At 50.0% G+C, this 17,403-nt stretch carries 12 protein-coding genes, 3 tRNA genes and 1 pseudogene; 8 read left to right on the plus strand and 8 right to left on the minus strand.

Going from position 1 to position 17,403, the window contains the following annotated elements:
• Window positions 1-25 precede the first annotated feature (25 nt).
• Together NM96_02790 and NM96_02795 are read left to right on the plus strand one after the other, a co-directional pair.
• Window positions 26-818, plus strand: a protein-coding gene (locus tag NM96_02790) for an IS5/IS1182 family transposase (GenBank protein AVR78428.1) whose coding sequence is annotated in 2 segments (ribosomal slippage) — window positions 26-291 and window positions 290-818 — 795 coding nt in all. Because the reading frame shifts where the segments join, the coding sequence is not laid out codon by codon here.
• 36 nt (window positions 819-854) lie between these two features.
• Window positions 855-986: pseudogene (locus NM96_02795) on the plus strand (outer membrane secretion protein).
• A 220-nt stretch (window positions 987-1,206) separates the two neighbouring features.
• Here the strand turns inward: NM96_02795 and NM96_02800 are convergent.
• The 5 genes from NM96_02800 to NM96_02820 all read right to left on the minus strand — a co-directional run bounded on the left by NM96_02800 (window position 1,207) and on the right by NM96_02820 (window position 7,100).
• Window positions 1,207-1,704, minus strand: a complete 498-nt coding sequence (locus NM96_02800) for a YbhB/YbcL family Raf kinase inhibitor-like protein (GenBank protein ID AVR78429.1) — start codon at window positions 1,702-1,704, stop codon at window positions 1,207-1,209.
• A 110-nt stretch (window positions 1,705-1,814) separates the two neighbouring features.
• Complete coding sequence (locus tag NM96_02805; protein AVR78430.1) at window positions 1,815-2,474, minus strand: uracil-DNA glycosylase; 660 nt, start codon at window positions 2,472-2,474, stop codon at window positions 1,815-1,817.
• Window positions 2,475-2,576: 102 nt separating this feature from the next.
• Window positions 2,577-4,382 carry a protein-disulfide reductase DsbD gene (locus NM96_02810; protein AVR78431.1) on the minus strand — a complete coding sequence of 602 codons (1,806 nt, stop codon included), beginning with the start codon at window positions 4,380-4,382 and terminating at the stop codon, window positions 2,577-2,579.
• 271 nt (window positions 4,383-4,653) lie between these two features.
• A complete protein-coding gene (locus NM96_02815; protein AVR78432.1) occupies window positions 4,654-5,310 on the minus strand; it encodes a DNA-binding response regulator in 657 nt (218 codons plus the stop codon).
• Window positions 5,307-7,100 (minus strand): HAMP domain-containing protein, encoded by a 1,794-nt coding sequence (locus NM96_02820; protein AVR78433.1) that lies wholly within the window; start codon window positions 7,098-7,100, stop codon window positions 5,307-5,309. The genes NM96_02815 and NM96_02820 overlap by 4 nt, the downstream gene beginning before the upstream one ends.
• 236 nt (window positions 7,101-7,336) lie before the next feature.
• Here NM96_02820 and NM96_02825 point away from each other — a divergent pair, with 236 nt between their 5' ends.
• Window positions 7,337-7,897 carry a molybdenum cofactor guanylyltransferase gene (locus NM96_02825; GenBank protein AVR78434.1) on the plus strand — a complete coding sequence of 187 codons (561 nt, stop codon included), beginning with the start codon at window positions 7,337-7,339 and terminating at the stop codon, window positions 7,895-7,897.
• A 126-nt stretch (window positions 7,898-8,023) separates the two neighbouring features.
• Here the strand turns inward: NM96_02825 and rnr are convergent, their stop codons facing one another.
• A complete protein-coding gene (gene rnr, locus NM96_02830) occupies window positions 8,024-10,516 on the minus strand; it encodes a ribonuclease R (GenBank protein ID AVR80246.1) in 2,493 nt (830 codons plus the stop codon).
• Between the two features lie 93 nt (window positions 10,517-10,609).
• Between rnr and NM96_02835 the strand changes: the two genes are divergently transcribed.
• The 3 genes from NM96_02835 to NM96_02845 all read left to right on the plus strand — a co-directional run bounded on the left by NM96_02835 (window position 10,610) and on the right by NM96_02845 (window position 11,005).
• A tRNA-Leu gene (locus NM96_02835) sits at window positions 10,610-10,696 on the plus strand.
• Between the two features lie 37 nt (window positions 10,697-10,733).
• A tRNA-Leu gene (locus NM96_02840) sits at window positions 10,734-10,820 on the plus strand.
• 94 nt (window positions 10,821-10,914) lie between these two features.
• Window positions 10,915-11,005 (plus strand) — tRNA-Ser (locus tag NM96_02845).
• 279 nt (window positions 11,006-11,284) lie between these two features.
• On the opposite strand, the gene NM96_02850 is transcribed toward NM96_02845, so the two are convergent.
• A complete protein-coding gene (locus NM96_02850) occupies window positions 11,285-12,325 on the minus strand; it encodes a peptide ABC transporter substrate-binding protein (GenBank protein AVR78435.1) in 1,041 nt (346 codons plus the stop codon).
• Between the two features lie 95 nt (window positions 12,326-12,420).
• The gene (locus NM96_02855; protein AVR78436.1) at window positions 12,421-14,793 is read right to left on the minus strand and encodes a ferric enterobactin receptor; all 2,373 of its coding nucleotides are present in this window, start codon (window positions 14,791-14,793) and stop codon (window positions 12,421-12,423) included.
• A 692-nt stretch (window positions 14,794-15,485) separates the two neighbouring features.
• Here NM96_02855 and NM96_02860 point away from each other — a divergent pair.
• Together NM96_02860 and NM96_02865 are read left to right on the plus strand one after the other, a co-directional pair.
• On the plus strand, window positions 15,486-16,502 hold the full coding sequence (locus NM96_02860; GenBank protein AVR78437.1) for an iron ABC transporter permease: 1,017 nt from the start codon (window positions 15,486-15,488) through the stop codon (window positions 16,500-16,502).
• A 3-nt stretch (window positions 16,503-16,505) separates the two neighbouring features.
• Window positions 16,506-17,291 carry an ABC transporter ATP-binding protein gene (locus NM96_02865; protein AVR80247.1) on the plus strand — a complete coding sequence of 262 codons (786 nt, stop codon included), beginning with the start codon at window positions 16,506-16,508 and terminating at the stop codon, window positions 17,289-17,291.
• Window positions 17,292-17,403 lie beyond the last annotated feature (112 nt).

Genomic DNA, 17,403 nt, shown 5'->3' on the forward strand with positions numbered 1-17,403 from the left:
TCAGCCTCTGCTGTAAACTATCGGCATGAACAGAAAAACCTACCCAAGCGATATCAGTCGCGAGCAATTTGCGCCTCTCCTTCCCCTGCTGGAAAGTGCCCGTAAACGCACAGCGCCACGCCAGGTGGACTTGTACGATGTCTTTTGTGCCATTCTCTACCTGCAACGCACTGGCTGCTCCTGGCGCGCTTTGCCGGGCGACTTCCCCAAATGGCGCACCGTGCATTCCTACTTCCAGAGATGGACCGAACCACGCGAGAGTGGCATCAGCATCCTTGAGGAAGCATTAAAAAAATCAGGTAGTTGCGGAGCGCCGCAAGCAGGGGCGCCATGAAGCAACTACTTTCCTGATTATTGATGCGCAGAGTGTGAAGAACACGGATACCGCCATGGAAAAAGGCTACGATGCGGGCAAGAAGGTTAGCGGTATCAAGCGACATATAGCGGTTGACACGCAAGGTTTGCAGCATGCCCTTGCGGTAACGACGGCGGATGTTACGGATAGAAAAGGCTGCCTGGTGGCATTGGAACGTGGGCGGGATAATCTTGGTGCGATACAAAAAATCCTTGCTGACGGTGGTTACACGGGTAAGGCATTTGCTTCGTCGGTACAGGAGTTGATTGGTGCGCAGGTAGAGATTGCCAAACGAAACGAATTGCACCGTTTTGCAGTATTGCCGAAGCGATGGGTAGTAGAGCGCAGCTTTTCCTGGTTGGAAAAGAACAGGCGGCTTTGGAAAAACTGCGAGCGTAAGTTGAGTACCAGTCTGCAAATGGTAGCTTTGGCTTTCTTGGGAGTCCTGCTACGAAGACTATGAACACGCTCTGAGGTCATTCTCCAAAAAGACCATCCTTATCTCATCTTTGATACAGAGCAGCAGACTCTTGCTTATCGTGCAGCAGGTTCAAGCAGTAGCACCGTATTTGCCAAATTCGATAGCGACGATCCATCAAAATGGTTGGATGCATCCAATATCATCGGATAAAGACCCGTGAAAAAGAACCGACAGTTTGAAATGAATCTGCTTTTTAAACTCCAAAGCAAAGATTTAAAATAAACATTATTTGAAATAAATCGTCAGTTCATTCTAAGCTGATTCAATAAAAACGTCGTCTAAAAACGTAGTTACAGGTTTCAGACGACGTTTCTGTTTCTAAGATTGCGCTTTCTGAAAAATCTGGCAAAGGTCTCAAACTGCTTAAACTTTATACGTCATACGTTCCCATTACGCTTGCGCTGTCCAAGATATGTCCCTGCATGGCGAAATGCAGGTCGTTGAAGCGGAAGCCACGCGGCAGGTTTAATACGGTATCGAGTGCGTAAACGATGAGTTCGTAGCGGTGGCGGCAGTTGGGCGGATACATGCCGCCGTAGCCTGTGGCTTCTTCGATGTCCAACTTGCCCAACAGGCTCGCCCAACTGTTTGCGCCTTGCGTATAGTCGGTGGCGGTCAGGCTTTCGTTTTCGGCGACGGAGGTACGCTTGAGGTCAGCAATCAGCCAGTGTGTCCACACAAATCCGCTGGCAGTAATGGCGTCTTTGTCTTCCAAAACAACGGCAAAGGATTTCGTGCCTTCGGGCGCACCGCTGATTTCAAAGGGGATGGAGTAAGTCGGCATGTTGTTTGGACTGAACTGGCTGCCGCGCTTGCCGTATTTGTCTTCAAATTCGCCGTTGACAATGGCTGAAGTCGTTACCTGCATAGTGTTCTCCTGTGGGGTTGGGGAAGGGGTCGTCTGAAAAAGGAAGGCTTGTTCAGACGGCGGGTGGATTGTCCGGTTTGCTATGGCTGCCGTTTTCAGACGACCTGTTTTTATACCTGCCAGTCTATCGGCGTTATGCCTTTTTCTTGCAAATAAGCATTGGCGCGGGAAAAGTGTTTGCAGCCGAAGAAACCGCGATAGGCGGACAACGGCGAGGGGTGTGGCGCGCTGAGGACGAGATGGCGGCTGCGGTCGATAAACGCGCCTTTTTTCTGCGCATGACTGCCCCAAAGCATGAAGACGACGTGTTCGCGGTTTTGGTTGATTTGGTTGACCACTTCGTCGGTAAAGCGCTCCCAACCCAATGTCGCATGAGAATGCGCCTGTCCCGCGCGGACGGTCAGGACGGTATTGAGCAGTAAAACGCCCTGCTCCGCCCAATATTGCAGATAGCCGTGTTGCGGGATACGGAAGCCTTCGATGTCGTCCGCCAACTCTTTGTAAATATTGACCAACGAGGGCGGGACGGCGATGCCTTCGCGGACGGAAAACGCCAGCCCGTGCGCCTGTCCTGCACCGTGATACGGGTCTTGCCCCAAAATCACGACTTTGACGTTACCGAATTCGGTTGCTTTAAAGGCGTTGAACACGTCTTCGGCAGGCGGATAGATAATCCGCACCATGCCGCGCTCTTTTTTGACGGTTTCGATGATGTGTTGGAAATAGGGTTCGGACTTTTCCGAGCCGATTGCTTCGTGCCAAGTTTGCATGAGGCTGCCTTTGTGAAGGGAGATAGTTGGGATTATAGTGCGGTTGTTTGTAAAAAGGTCGTCTGAAAACCCTGTTTCAGGTTTTCAGACGACCTTTCGTCTTTATTTTTCGTTTTGTTTGTACCAGTTGATGAATTCGTCCGGTTTGGCGAAGCCGAGCAAGGGGTCGCTGCGTCTGCCGTCGGCGTGGATGGCGAAAATGCCCGGCGGGCCGTAGATTCCGTATTCTTTGTAGAGTGCCTGATGTTCGGGCGTGTTGGCGGTTACGTCGATTTGGAAGAAGCGTTCCATATCGACGGCTTCATGCACTTGCGGCTGGTTGAGCGTGTAGTTTGCCATTTCTTTGCAGGAAATACACCAGTCGGCGTAGAAATCCAAAACGACAGGTTTGTCGGGGTTGGCTTTCAATGCGGCGTCCATGGCGGCTTTGAGTTCGGCGACGTCGGTGAACATTTTGCCGTGGTCGGTGGTTGTGCCTGCTTTGGACGGGGGAGACAGCGTCAGGAAGTGGTGCAGGGCGGTGGTTTGTTTGTTTGCGCTTTGCCAGCCGAACCATGCGCCGCCGATGATGAGCAGGAAGCCTAAAACGGAGGCTGCGGTTTTCAGACGACCTTTCTGTTTGCCGGATTTAACCAGCAACATGACGGCAGGGACGATCATGAGCAGGGTGTAAAGCGCGACCACGAGGTAGTAGGGCAGGTGCGGCGTGGCGAGATAGACGGCTACGGCAAGCAGGATGAAGCCGAAGGCGTATTTGATGCCGTTCATCCAGTCGCCTGCTTTGGGCAGGACGTGGCCGCCGAATGTGCCGATGAGGATCAGCGGAACGCCGGTGCCGAGTGCCAAGACATACAACGCCAGTCCGCCCAAAACGGCATCGCCGGTTTGTCCGATATAGCCCAAGGCGAATCCGAGCGGCGGGGCGACGCAGGGGCCGACGATCAGCGCGGAGAGTATGCCCATGACGAAGACGGAGAAGATTTTGCCGCCGGAGAGTTTGCTGCTTTGGTTTTGGAAATAGGATTGGACGGCGTTGGGCAGTTGGATGTTGAAGAGTCCGAACATGGAAAGTGCAAGGACGACCATCAGGCCTGCGGCGGCAAGGACGACCCATGCCTGTTGCAGCCATACGGTTAAGAGTGCACCCGTCAGGCCTGCGATGACGCCGACCAGCGTGTAGGTCAGTGCCAAACCTTGCACATACGCTACGGACAGCGCGAAGGCGCGGCCTTTGCCGGCGGTTTTATCGCCGACGATGATGCTGGAGACTATCGGTAAAAGCGGATACATACAGGCGGTAAAGCTCAAGAATACCCCTGCGGTAAAAAACGCCAACAGGTTGGCGTTTAATGTGTCCCACGATAATTTGAAGCGGCTGTTGTCATCGTTTTGCGAGGCTTTAGGCGCGGTGGCGGAGGATGGTTTGGCGGAATCGGGTTGCAGGAAGCGGTCTTTAGCGGATATGGGTTCGTCGCTTTGCGGCTGGTACAGGCCGTTGCCATTAATCTCGAAAGACGTGTCCACGGGCGGGTAACATACGCCGGCTTCGGCACAACCTTGATAAGTCAGCGTCAGCTTGTAGGTCGGCGCGGATTTTTTGTAAGGCCAGTTGACCTGAGCAGCGCGGTGGAACACGGTTTGTTTGCCAAAAAACTCATCTTCTTTGGCTTCACCTTTGCTGAAAACGGGTTCGCCCAATACGCCTTCAGGCGCGGTGGCGGCAACGATTTTCGATTGGTACATATAGTAGCCGTCGGCGATTTTGAATTCGACGTTGATGCCTTTGTCGGTAACGTTCACTTGCGGCACAAACGCTTTTTCAGGCGGCAGCAAATCGTCGGCGTTCACAGCGAACGCGCTGGAACACAGGGCAAAAAAGGCGGTAAAGAAGTAAAGGAGTTTTTTCATGGCGTCTTCTCGGTGGAAGGGTTGAACAGGCACATTATAAACGCAGCAGCCGTTTATAGGCCTTAATTTATATTAAAAGCAGCGATTGTTTTTTATCGTCGCGAGGGGGGATTATCGGACTACTTGATAGATGATGCCCGTCGGATTGTCTCTTTTTCATAGCCGATTGGAACGGGAAAGGTCGTCTGAAAACGGATAGGGTAAATTCTGCTAAACCATTTTCAGACGACCTTTCATGTTTTACCGCTTGAGTACCGGTATCTTGAGCCGTTTAATTGATTTCAGGCTGCGGGACTTTGTGCTGAACGGCATAAACGGCGGCTTGGACGCGGCTACTGAGGTCAAGTTTTCGCAGCAGGTTTTGAACGTGAACCTTGACGGTGGATTCTGCCAATTCCAAATGACGGGCGATGACTTTGTTACTGTGTCCGGCGGCGAGGTAGCCTAAGATTTCGAGTTCGCGCGGGGTGAGGGTAGAGAGTGCCTGATCGGTACGCGGTGCGGACGGGGAAATCAGGGATTGGACGAGGCGGGTGGTCATTTCGGGCGAGAAGACGTTGTCGCCGTCCACGGCTTTGCGGATGCTGTCGAGCAGGAAGTCGGCGTTGATGTTTTTCAGCAAAAAGCCGCGTGCGCCGATGCGCATGCATTCGGTCAGGTCGTCGCTGTCTTCGGAAACGGTCAGCATGATGACGGTTTGGTTCGGGTTGACGCCCAAGATTTGTGCCAGTGCTTCGCGACCATTCATGACGGGCATGTCAAGGTCGAGTAAGACGACGTCGGGTTTGAGCTGTTCCGCCATTTTGACGCCGGACAAACCGTCGGCGGCTTCTCCGATGACTTCGAAGTCGCTTTGACGGGAGAGCAGGGCTTTGATGCCGCTGCGGAAGAGTGTGTGGTCGTCGATCAGGATAATTTTAATGGTCATGAGAATGTTCTCTTGTGTTTGGGTAGGGTTAGGGTAACGGTTGTGCCTTCATCCGGTTTGGAGCTGACTTCTAATTCTGCGTGGATACGTTGGGCGCGTTCGCGCATGATGCCCATGCCGACATGTTCGCCGGAAAGCGTGTCCAGGTGAGCGGGATCGAAACCTACGCCGTCATCGCGGATGATCAGCGTGAAGTCCTGACGGTTGTCAATGCTGACGGTAACGTTGCGTGCCAAGGCGTGTTTGCGGATGTTGGACAGGCTCTCTTGGAGGATGAAGATAATCTGTAACTGCTCATCGTTGTTCAATGCCGCGCCTTCATCCCTCCATTCGGTACTGACGTTGATTTTGGTCTGCCTTTCAAATCGGGTAAGCAGGGCAGAAACGGCTTCAGGGAAGTCTTTGTTACTGATTTTGGTGCGGAAGTTCAGCAGTAGTTCGCGTACGTCTTCATAACATTCCTGCACGCCGTCTTTGATGAAGCGGATATTCTCTTCGGCTTGTTCTTTTTGGTTTGAATAGAATGCGCTTTCCAGCATTTGGACTTGGAGGTTTAGGAAAGTCAATGCTTGTGCGATGCTGTCGTGCAGGCCTTGGGCAATCAGGTTGCGCTCCTGTAAAACGGCAAGCAGGCGGCGTTCTTGCTCGAGGCGGCTGTTGACGATGGAAACGCCTAATTGTCCGCTTAATGTACGCAGCAGTTCGTTGTCGTTGTTATCTGGTTTAAGGTCGTCTGAAAAATACAGGTTTAAAACACCCAGTTCTTCTTCTTGATAGCTGATGGGGAAAACGGCGTGTTTGAGTGCCGTTTTATCCGGGGCAGTATCTGGCTCATCCGAATCATCAGGCAGCCCGATGGACGCCACTATGTCCGTGCGTTTGCGTTCGTTATCCCAAAGGCGGATGCTGCCTGCTTCTGCGGAGACGGCAGGCAGGGTGCGCTTGAGAAATTCTTCCGCCGCCTGTTGGGGGGTAAAAGTTTGATGCAAATCGCGGGTGGTTTGATAGAGCAGCGTCAGATCACGGTTTTGTCGCGCTAGGTCTTGAGTTTGACGTGCCACTTGCCCCTCTAAATCGGTATAAAGCGTCTTTAGCCGGCTGCTCATTTGGTTGAAGCCTTTGTTGACTTGGGCAAACTCGCTTATCTGGTCTGTGTCGATCTGAACGCCGAACCTGCCTTGGCTGATGGTCTTTACACCGTCCCTCAGTGTTTCCAAAGGCCGGATAATCCATGCATAGTGCCAGATAATCATTAGTCCCGCCGCCGCAAAAATCATCCCCATCATAATCATTTGAAAGCGGCGCAACCATAGTGTGTTTTTCTCATTGGCGTGTTCCATCGCCTGTAAAAACAGTTCGATATTGGCTGCAAAACGGTAGAGCTTGATTTGGTCGGGGCGTTCGTAACGACGCAGGACGGGTTGTATGTTGGCTTTCCAGTCTTCAATCAGCGCGGTCTGTATCAGGTCGTAGGCGGGCGGTGTTTCAGAGGGCATCAGCGGGTGTATGGCGTTACTCTGGCTGATGCGGTTGAGGTTTTGTTCGAATTCGCGGATTTGATTGTTGATTTGCGCCTTGGGTGCGCGTTCGCCGACCATGTAGGCAAGGCGGTAAACCTGCGTCCGCAAGTTGCCTGCATCTTCGATAACGGTGGCGGCATTTTGCAACCTCCAAGAGAGTACCAAAGTCAGGATGACGGACAAAAGGGCGGAGCCGACCCATAATATGGTCAGCAGCTTCAAGCGCGAAGACAGGCTCAGGCGGTTTAAAAAACGGAATGTGAAAGACATAGAAGGTATATGCCGTTGGAAGTTTTCGGTCGGTTACTGTGTAAACATATCATTCATTCGGCTTAGAGGCAATCGGACCGACGAGATGGTTGCCATGAAATAGAGATGACACTGTTTCAATGTAAAATCATGTTATGATAAAATTCAAATTATATGAATTTTATCATAAGCCCGCTCACTCGGATGAAGACTTTCAGACGACATCGGGTAACCAAACCGCTTCACAAAGGATAAATATGAAAATATTTGCGTTGATATCGGCAGGGGGACAGTCAGACGGCGTAGATAAAGGCCTGTTGCTCTGGCAAGGAAAAACGTTGATTGATTGTGTTATCGAAAGGATTAGGCCGCAAGTTGACCATATTGCCATCAGTGCCAACCGTAATTTGGAAAGTTATGCCGTCAGAAGCCCGCACCTGCTGCCGGATGCAAGGCAATGGCGGTATTTGGGCGGATTGGCTGCATTGTGTACCGCTGCCAATGATTTGCAGATTGCCTCTGCCGACTGGCTTTTGGTTGTGCCGTGCGATATGCCTAATTTGCCGGATGATTTGGTAGAAAGGTTTCAGGCAGTTTCTAAAAAAACACCTTTGTGCAATGCCTTTTATATCGAAACACCTGTAACGCCGCATTACAACGTGATGTTCATCCGCCCGCAAATTTTACAAAGTACCGTACCTTATTTGAATTCAGGATTAAGGACGGTGAGGGGGTGGTTGCAGCAACAGCGTGCCCGTGTCTTACAATTTGACCATGATGATTGTTTTATCCGTTACGGAAAATCAAACATTGCCTGAGCCGAAAAATTAAATATATTCAAACTACTGGCATTTATTTGTTGCGAAATGAATGTCATTACACAAAAGGTCGTCTGAAAATTTCAGACGACCTTTTGTGATTGAAGGAGGCTTGGGGTTGCAATATCAGCCGTTAGCCTTGCTTCTGCCTTTGCGCTTGGTTGGCGCGGTATCCGGATTTTTCACCTTGATTTTCACGCTTTTGCTTGGCTTCTTGTCTTTGCGTTTGGCTTTTTCCGTTGCCGTTTTGGCTTTGGCGGTTTTCTTTTTGCCGTTTTCAGACGACGTTGCTGCGCTGGCCAGTTGGACTTTGCTGCGGCGTTTGGCGGCGGGTTTTTCCTGTTTTACAGGCGTTTTCATCGCGTCTTCGATTTCTTTCGCCGTCAGTTTGCGTTTGGTTTTCGAGCCGGTTTGTGCAGTGGTTTTAGTGCGGCGTTTTTTGCCGCTGCTTCCGCCGCTGATCAAGGTCAGGTCGATTTTGCTGGTGTCCAAATCGGCGCGCGCTACTCGGACGCTGACTTTGTCGCCCATGTTGAAACGGATGCCGCTGCGTTCGCCTTCTATCGCCATGATTTCGGGACGGAAGTTGAAATAGTCTTCGCCTAAATCGCTGATGTGTACCAAGCCGTCGATGTGGATGCCGTCCAAGGTAACAAAGAGGCCGAAGTTGGTCATGCCGGAGATTTTGCCCTCGAATATTTCGCCGACTTTATCGCGCATGTAATAGGTTTTCAGCCAGTTTTCCACGTCGCGGCTGGCATCGTCGGCGCGGCGTTCGCAGAACGAGGTATGTACGCCCAACGCCTGCCAGTTTTTGCTTGGCGTGTAGGTTTGCTGGCTCAACACGGCTTTGATGGCGCGGTGTACGGTCAGGTCGGGATAGCGGCGGATGGGGGAGGTGAAGTGGGCGTATGCTTCGTAGGCAAGGCCGAAGTGTCCGTCGCAATGCGGTTCGTAAACTGCCTGCTGCATGGAGCGCAGCATCATGACTTGCAGCAATTCGGCATCGGGTCTGCCTTTGAATTTTTCGGCAAGCGCGGCATAGTCTTTCGGCGTCGGGTTGTCGCCGCCGCCCAGTTGCAAACCCAATAAGCCGAGCTGATCGCGCAGGGTGGCGAGTTTTTCGGGTGTCGGGCCTAAGTGGTTGCGGAAGAGGGCGGTGTGTTTGTTTTTTATCAGGAATTCTGCCGCGCAGACGTTCGCCGCCAACATGCACTCTTCAATCAGCTTATGGGCGTCGTTGCGGACAACGGGCACGATTTTTTCGATTTTACCGTTGTCGTCGAAAAGCATTTGGGTTTCGACGCTTTCAAACTCCACCGCGCCGCGTTCGAAGCGTTTTTTCTGAAGGATTTTGAAGAGTTTGTAGAGAGTGTCGATTTGGGCTTTGTGCGGATGGTCGAGGTCGTCTGAAATCCAATCCCAGACTTGGTTGTACGTCAGGCGGGCATGGGAACGCATAACCGCAGGGTAGAAGCGGTATTCTTTAATATTGCCCGCGTAAGTGATGACCATGTCGCACACCATGCACAAACGCTCAACATCGGGATTGAGCGAGCAGATGCCGTTGGACAGGTTTTCCGGCAACATGGGAATCACGCGGCGCGGGAAGTAAACGCTGGTGCTGCGTTCCTGCGCGTCCGTGTCGATAGCGTCATCGGGGCGGACATAATGGCTGACATCGGCAATCGCCACGACCAAACGGTAATTGCGCCCGATTTTTTCGGCAAACACGGCATCGTCGAAATCGCGCGCCGTTTCCCCGTCTATGGTTACCAAAGGCAAATCGCGCAAATCGACGCGGCCTTTCAAATCGCTTTTACGAACATGGTCGGGGATTTTTTTCGCGGCTTTGGCACACGCTTCGCTGAATTGGTGCGGCAAATGGTGTTTGCGCACGGCGATTTCGATTTCCATACCGCTGTCGGCATAATCGCCCAATACTTCGATGATTTTCGCCACGGCAGGGCGGTTTTGCTCGGGATAAGTCTCGATTTCGCCGACGATGACCTGACCGGATTCGGGTTTGAAATGCGCGACGCTGTCAGGTTCCAAGACGATGCTTTGATTCAGGCGTTTGTCTTCCGCTTCCAAAATCGCTACGCCTCGATCCATATAGAAACGGCCGACCACTTTGCTTTGCGCGCGTTCGACAATATCCAAAACCGTACCTTCGCGACGGCCTCTGCGGTCTATGCCGGCAGGGCGGACAGTAACAATGTCGCCGTGCATGATGCCGCGCATTTGGCGTTCATATAAGACAAAATCGCCGTCTTTGGTGGGCGTGAGCGGTACGGCGAAGCCGAAGCCGTCTTTGTGCGCCTCGACACGGCATTTGACCAAATCCAATTTGTCCGCCGCGCAAACCGCACCGCGGCGGTTGATTAAAACCTGACCGTCCCGCGCCATCGCTTTCAGACGACGTTCGAAAAATTCGTACTCTTCTTCCGTAATCGACAACTCGCGTGCCAAGACTTCGATTTTCGACGGCACGCCTTTTTGTTCCAATAATTCAATGATCCACTCCCTGCTTGGCAGCGGATGTTCGTAACGTTGTTTCTCCCGTTTCAAAAACGGGTCTTTTTCTCGTAAATTTAAAGATTTAATATTTTTGTTCATTTTATTGGTTGACATTCTTTTTCTAAAATATATAATGACCGCTTCTTTGCGAAATAGTCAATCACTGTAACGCAAAACAGGAAATAAAGCAAAGCCCAGGTGGCGGAATTGGTAGACGCGCTAGCTTCAGGTGCTAGTGTCCTCACGGGCGTGGAAGTTCGAGTCTTCTCCTGGGCACCAAACCTTTTGGTCGCCGCTTTGCTTATCCATCCTAATTGCCCAGGTGGCGGAATTGGTAGACGCGCTAGCTTCAGGTGCTAGTATCCTCACGGGTGTGGAAGTTCGAGTCTTCTCCTGGGCACCAAATCAATTATCCGGCTTATCCGGATTTTTTATTGAATAGATTTATTTGTCTGATTAAGCTACAATATCAGACGACAAAATATGTTTGATTCCACAGAGAGGTGGATGAGTGGTTTAAGTCGCACGCCTGGAAAGCGTGTATACGTGAATAGCGTATCGAGGGTTCGAATCCCTTCCTCTCTGCCAGATTTTAAAGGCACTGTTTAAAGCAGTGCCTTTTGTTTGACTAATAAAAATTGGGGCTGAAGCAGATTGGCCTTAAATATCATACCCATTTCTCAGGGTTTTTAATTACCGTTTCGGTACGCCAAAGTTAAAAAACTTCACATTTCGTCTCCTCAAGGCTATGGAAAAAATTTCCAGTCATTTCTGTTGTATTTTAGTAAACCTCCTTAGTCCCAAATTTGCAGAAAAAGATTAGGTCGTCTGAAAACAAAAAACTCGGTTTCAGACGACCTGTTGATTTTATTTGCCTACGGGCGGTAATCCGGCCAACATGCGTTCAGCGTTGGTACGGCTGAGGTTGTAGTTGTAATATTTTTTATAGAATGCCTGGGTTTTGGACACCATATCGAGGTCTTTGAATTGTTCTGGATGGAACAGTTTTGCCGCCCACAAAATTTGCAGTGCTTCTTCGGTGCTGTATCTGTCCCATGGGAATGTGCCTGACGGATTGGCATATAGACGGCCGTTTTTGACGGCGCGTATGCTTTGCCATGCAGGGTTTTTCTTAATTGCATCAATTCCTTTTTTGCCGCTGGAGCGTCCGCTGCCGACAATGATGATTTCGGGATCGGCTTTGATGATTTCTTCCAGGCTGACAACGGCTTTATTTCCTGTCCCTGCCAGGACGCTGCGTCCGCCTGCCAGGCGAATCCATTCGCCAATCATGGATTTTCCGCCGTCTATCTCAGTCAGGTTGGTACTGCCGGTAATGTGCAATACGGTAGGACGACGGTTTTCAGGTATGTTTTTAAGTCGGCTGTTGACAAAATTGATATTGCCGTCCAATTCGCTGATGTAAGTTTCGGCAATTTTGGGGGCGTTACCACCAATGACGGAGGCGGTAATGCGGACGGTTTTCTTCAAGCCGTTAAAGTCCTGAAAATTGACTAATACCGCTTTCATGCCGGCTTTTTCTACCTGTTGCTGCATAGTGGGATTGGACATCAGCACGGCATCGGGACGTGTAGCCAAAAGAGCCTCCATTTGAATGCTTTGGCCGTTAGTCAGGGCAGGGACAGTTTTAATTTTTGGGAGGACTTCGGCAAACCAGGGATTGTTGCGGATAACGTCGGTGGTGGCGACCAATTTGTTACCGCCTCCTAAAAGCAGTACGACCTGATTGTTTGCATGCCATAAATCGGCAATGCGGTTTACCTGCTCAGCCAGTTCGACTTTTTTGCCGTTGATGTCTTGAACCGGGCGTGCGTATAGTGGGGCAGGGGTTAGGATAAAGGCGGAAAGCAGTGCGCCTGCCAGTATTTTTTTCAGATTCCGATACATTGGGATTTTCCTATAAGGTTGGGAAAAGGGGGGGGAGGTCGTCTGAAAGCACGGATATTGTGTTTTCAGACGACCTTTTTGACATTATTGATTATTTAAAACGAGTAGCGTGCGCTCAGGTAATAAGAACGACCGCGTTCGTTATAGGTTCGTGCCGTGCCGGCGGTACGCAGGATTTTCTTATTGAACAGGTTGTTTACGCCGGCGCGTACTGTGATTTTGTCTTGCCAGTTATAGCCGGCATTCAGTCCGAATATACCATAACTGCCTAATTCATATTGTTTTACGATGCTCTCGCCACTGTTGTAGATAACGTCCATAAAACGGTTGGGGTGTTTTCGGGTAACCTGGCGACCGTATCGTGTGTATGAGGCATTCACATCCCATGAGTCATTGATTCTCCAGTTTAAAGTACTGTTAATCGTATATTTGGGTACGATGGAAACAGGGTTTTTCGTGGCACGATCCTCATTTTTGTGCATATAAGTGAAATTGGTGGTCATTGTCAGGCGTTTGTCTAGCAAAGGAAGGGTTAAGTTGCCTTCCAAGCCGGAAATAATGGCACGGGCGCCATTGCCCCAACGATAGACGTTGGTCCCCTTGTAATTCCGATAAATGGGTGTGCCGTCAGGTGTGTTGTCGGTACGAATTTCGCGGTCGTAATTGCCGTTGACGGTTTCGATAAATTGGCCGTTGTCTACAATGCGGTTGCGGTAATCATTGTGGAAGTACGCCAGTGAGGCCAAATAACCGTTTTGAGAAAATTCAAAGCCGATTTCCTTATTCAAGCTGGTTTCGGGTTTGATGTTTTTATTGCCGAGGAAATAGCAGGCGCGTCCCCAATCAAAACCTTGTGCGCTGTTGTTGGTGTAAGGGTTGGTTCGGGAGCCGTTGCCACCGTCATGGGTTAAGGCATTGGGGTTGTTCCAGTGGTTTTGGGCGTCTATCGGACAGCCGTTACTGGCGTTGATCAGCAGGTAGTTTGGCTGGCTTTGATAAAGGTTGGGTGCTTTGTAGGCACGCGCGATGCCGCCTTTGATTTTACATACCGGATTGAAGGCGTGGGAGAAGTTGAGCGATGGAGTCCATGCGGAACCGGAAACGCTGTGTCTGTCCCAGCGCAAGGCGGGCGTCAGGAACGTTTTCCCGCCGTTTAAGGCGATATTGTCTTCCACATACAGGGCATATTCGGTTTGCGCGCCTTTTCCGCTGCGGCCTGAATTGGCCAGCCATGGGATAACGCCGTAAGTACGCATATTTGCAGTCATGGAGGCCGTATCGTCCAATTTGGCTCGGTTGGCTTCTGTGCCGACGGTTACGGTATGGTTGTTGACGGAAAAGTCCGCGCGGCTGCCAAAGCGATAGTTTTTCAATATGCTGTCGGTAAAACCTTCGGTGGCGTTGTACGCGCCTTCGGTGCTGCCTAAAAGACCTTCGGGTAGGCGGCTGTTGACAGTTTTGTCATAACTTAAATAAGTTTCAGTATTGCCCCAATTCCATTTTCCTTTATGGGTTAGGGTATAGCTTTGGCGGTACAGTCTGGCTGTTTCTCTGCCTATCAGTTGTTGTGCAATTGGCTGTATGGCTGCAACCAACACATTGCTGCTTTGGGTATCGCCGTTATAGATGTTGCCCTGGCGGCTGTATGAAGTATCAAAAATCAGTTTTTGATCCGGGGTAATATTCCATTGCAAACGTCCTGCAATGTCTTTGTTACGCACACCTTCCCGTCCCGCGCTCAATGCAGTACGCGAACTTTTCACGCTGTCATTGATATCGAATGCATCGGCTTGGGTTTTGTTTAGATTGCCATAAACGCGGAGACCTAAAGTGTCTTTAACCAAAGGGGCGGAAAGTACGAAATTTGCACGGCGGGTTGCTCCTTCTTTGTCGCTTTGCGGATGGTCTGCATAAATGCCCACGCTTCCGGAAACTTCGTCACTGATGCCTTTGGTAACAATATTGACCACGCCGCCCATCGCGCCGGAACCATAACGGGCAGCAGCCGGACCGCGCAATACTTCGATTTTTTCTACCATTTCAGCAGGCACCCAGTTACTGTCGCCACGGGTGTTACGCACACCGCTTCTGCCGTATCGCTCGGCATTGCGTGAAGTTACCGGTTTGCCGTCTATAAGGATCAGCGTGTTTTCCGGCCCCATGGAGCGGATGTCGATTTGGCGTTTGTTGCCGCGTTCTCCACCGGGCGAGTTGGAACTCATATTCACGCCGGGCATTTTGCTGACGATTTCGGATAAATCGTTGGTAACGGGGTTTCTTTGGATGTCTTGGGCGGTAATGACAGAAGCCCCCAACTGTTGTTTGACTTGGCGTTCTGCTGTTACATAAACAGTCGGCAGCTCGCCTTTGCTGACTTCGGCGGCGGTTTCGCTATCTTGTGCATACGTGGTAAATGCAGTAAGCAATAAAGTATTTAAAACACTTAATTTGAAAATGGTGGAAGTCATCAGGTTGTGGTCCTTAAAATGGTTTTAGATGATAAACGTAGTGTGTTTATGCGGTTTAATACTGAATCTATATTTTGATCCATCATAGGGTTATGCCCATTTGACATTAAAAAAACATTGTATTTCCTGCTTTATTTCAATTTTGGTTTTTTTGAACATAAAAGGTAGATTCAAGCGTATCAAAATAGGCATGATATTATTCAATTAAGTAAATGGAAGTAAAAGGTTTCTTGAGAATTAGTCTAGAAGAATTAATTTTTAAAATTGATTTTTTATTTCATTGTTTATATTGGGATTTATTTATATTTTAATGGCATTTTGGGAATATTTATTGAATCAAAAGGAGTATATGTTTTTTTACTCCTTTTGATGGATGACGGTATCACCATACCCCCAATAGAATGTATGCCCTTTGGTAGAAATTAGTTTTGTTTTCAGTATCTTTAGGGAAAATACTGGAGCGGAACATTATCAAAACACGCATCTCACTTCTATTTTTTCTAAGCAATTTCCTGCCTAGTGCAAAAAATTAAGGAACATTGCCTCTCCAAGTCTTGTCCTGCCCGGCTGCTAATCTGGCAATCCGTTGTTTTGGGAGGCAGATTTAGTTTCAAGCTGCTAAATAGCACGATTGTTTTCTATACGTTTATTTTTATTGAATATTGGTTCCAATTACGAATGCTGGATTTAACATGGTAAATGAAACGAAACTTGTACGTCGTTATCTGCCGTATAAATTGATGTTGATCTTATTGATCGTGGCTTTGACTGCTGTTGCGGCGGTATCTTTATCGTGGGGGCGGTTTCCCGTACCTATGGAAGGGGTATGGCTGAGCCTGTTGCAACAGAATCCTGATGATGTACAACAGAATGTTGTGCTGAATTTGCGGCTGCCGCGCGTATTGGCTGCAGTTTTGGTCGGTGCTGCGCTGTCGGCGGCGGGAACAGCCTATCAGGGTATTTTCCGCAATCCCTTGGTGTCTCCCGATTTGCTGGGGGTTTCAGCCGGCGCGTGTATTGGTGCGGCTGTGGCGATTTTGGCAGGTTTTGGGATTTGGGGAATTCAGACGGCTGCCTTTATCGGAGGATTGGCGGCGGTAGGCGCAACCTTGACATTGCCCAAACTGGTCGGTCGTGATTCGGCCATCGTGCTGGTGTTGGCCGGTATAGTGGTATCGGGGTTTATGTCTTCAGTTTTGGGGTTGGTAAAATATTTGGCCGACCCCGAAACGGAGTTGGCGGAAATTGTCTATTGGCAGTTGGGTAGTTTGGCCAAGTCGGATTACGGCAATCTGATCATGTTGGCGCCGTTGATTCTAGCTGCCATATCCGTTTTGTTTGCCATGCGTTGGCGGATTAACGTGTTGTCGTTGGGCGACCGAGAAGCGCGGCTGGCGGGGGCAGATATTACATACGAGCGGACAGTGGTGGTGATATGCGCTACTTTGTTGACGGCTTCGGCAGTTTGCCTGAGCGGTACCATAGGCTGGCTCGGTTTGGTGGTGCCGCATTTGGCAAGGATGTTGGGTGGGGATAATAATTTGCGGGCCTTGCCTTTGGCATCTTTAATAGGATCGGTATTCCTTCTTCTGACCGATATGTTGTCACGCAACCTTTACGAACAGGAAATTCCATTAGGGATTATGACCGGCTTTATCGGCGCGCCGTTTTTTGCGTGGATTTTGGTGCGGCAGAAAGTGGCGGATTGAATGATGTTGGATATTAGTAATCTGTATTATGCATACCGGAATCGTTTGGTTTTAAACGGGATTAATTTGACACTGGACAAAGGAGGACTGCTGACGCTGCTTGGTCGAAATGGGGTGGGAAAATCTACTTTGTTAAACTGCATTGCCGGTTTGTTAAAGCCGCAACGTGGCCGGATTATGTTGGATGGCAAGTCGGTGCAGTCCATGAGTGCGCGCCAAATGGCAAAGATAACCGCTTATGTGCCTCAGTATTCACCGCAAACCTACCGTTATACGATGTTGGAGTATGCAGTCCTTGGTTGTGCAGCGCGATTGGGAATAATGCAGAAGCCTGAAGCTGCGGATTATGAACGGGCAGTGCAGGCGTTGGAAGTTTTGGGCATCGCCCACCTCGCCGACCACATTTATATGGATGCTAGCGGCGGAGAAAAGCAGTTGGCAAATATTGCCAAAGTGTTGGTACAGGAACCGCAGCTGATTTTATTTGACGAACCTACATCAGCTTTGGACTACGGTAATGCCGCTAAAACCTTACGCCTGATTGCGGACTTGTCGGAACGAGGTTATACCGTAGTAATGACGACACATAATCCGGAACATCCATTGTTGCTGTATGGCCGCTGCCCGAACAGTCAGACGGCCATTTTGGACGGGTCGGGCCATTTGAAGGCGGGGGATACGGCAGAGATTGTTAATGAAGAGAACCTGTGCCGTTTGTATCAGGTTGATTTGACCTTGGTGGATGTCCCTGGCAGCCAACACAAAGCCTGCACTTTAACCGGCTTGTAAATGCGAGTCGGGCAGTTTATATCCAATTCAAAATTTCTTTATGCAAAATCCGGCCGCCGCAATGCAATCGCAAATCTGTCGGCTGAGAGGTTCCCGATTCAGTTCAAAATCT

This window comes from Neisseria mucosa (genome assembly GCA_003028315.1).
In the GTDB taxonomy this organism is placed as follows: domain Bacteria; phylum Pseudomonadota; class Gammaproteobacteria; order Burkholderiales; family Neisseriaceae; genus Neisseria; species Neisseria mucosa.

Excerpts from the sequence above, each read along its gene's own strand:
- NM96_02800 (AVR78429.1), bottom strand. The coding sequence starts at position 1,704 with ATGCAGGTAACGACTTCAGCCATTGTCAACGGCGAATTTGAAGACAAA.
- NM96_02805 (AVR78430.1), bottom strand. The coding sequence starts at position 2,474 with ATGCAAACTTGGCACGAAGCAATCGGCTCGGAAAAGTCCGAACCCTAT.
- NM96_02810 (AVR78431.1), bottom strand. The coding sequence starts at position 4,382 with ATGAAAAAACTCCTTTACTTCTTTACCGCCTTTTTTGCCCTGTGTTCC.
- NM96_02815 (AVR78432.1), bottom strand. The coding sequence starts at position 5,310 with ATGACCATTAAAATTATCCTGATCGACGACCACACACTCTTCCGCAGC.
- NM96_02820 (AVR78433.1), bottom strand. The coding sequence starts at position 7,100 with ATGTCTTTCACATTCCGTTTTTTAAACCGCCTGAGCCTGTCTTCGCGC.
- NM96_02825 (AVR78434.1), top strand. The coding sequence starts at position 7,337 with ATGAAAATATTTGCGTTGATATCGGCAGGGGGACAGTCAGACGGCGTA.
- rnr (AVR80246.1), bottom strand. The coding sequence starts at position 10,516 with ATGAACAAAAATATTAAATCTTTAAATTTACGAGAAAAAGACCCGTTT.
- NM96_02850 (AVR78435.1), bottom strand. The coding sequence starts at position 12,325 with ATGTATCGGAATCTGAAAAAAATACTGGCAGGCGCACTGCTTTCCGCC.
- NM96_02855 (AVR78436.1), bottom strand. The coding sequence starts at position 14,793 with ATGACTTCCACCATTTTCAAATTAAGTGTTTTAAATACTTTATTGCTT.
- NM96_02860 (AVR78437.1), top strand. The coding sequence starts at position 15,486 with ATGGTAAATGAAACGAAACTTGTACGTCGTTATCTGCCGTATAAATTG.
- NM96_02865 (AVR80247.1), top strand. The coding sequence starts at position 16,506 with ATGTTGGATATTAGTAATCTGTATTATGCATACCGGAATCGTTTGGTT.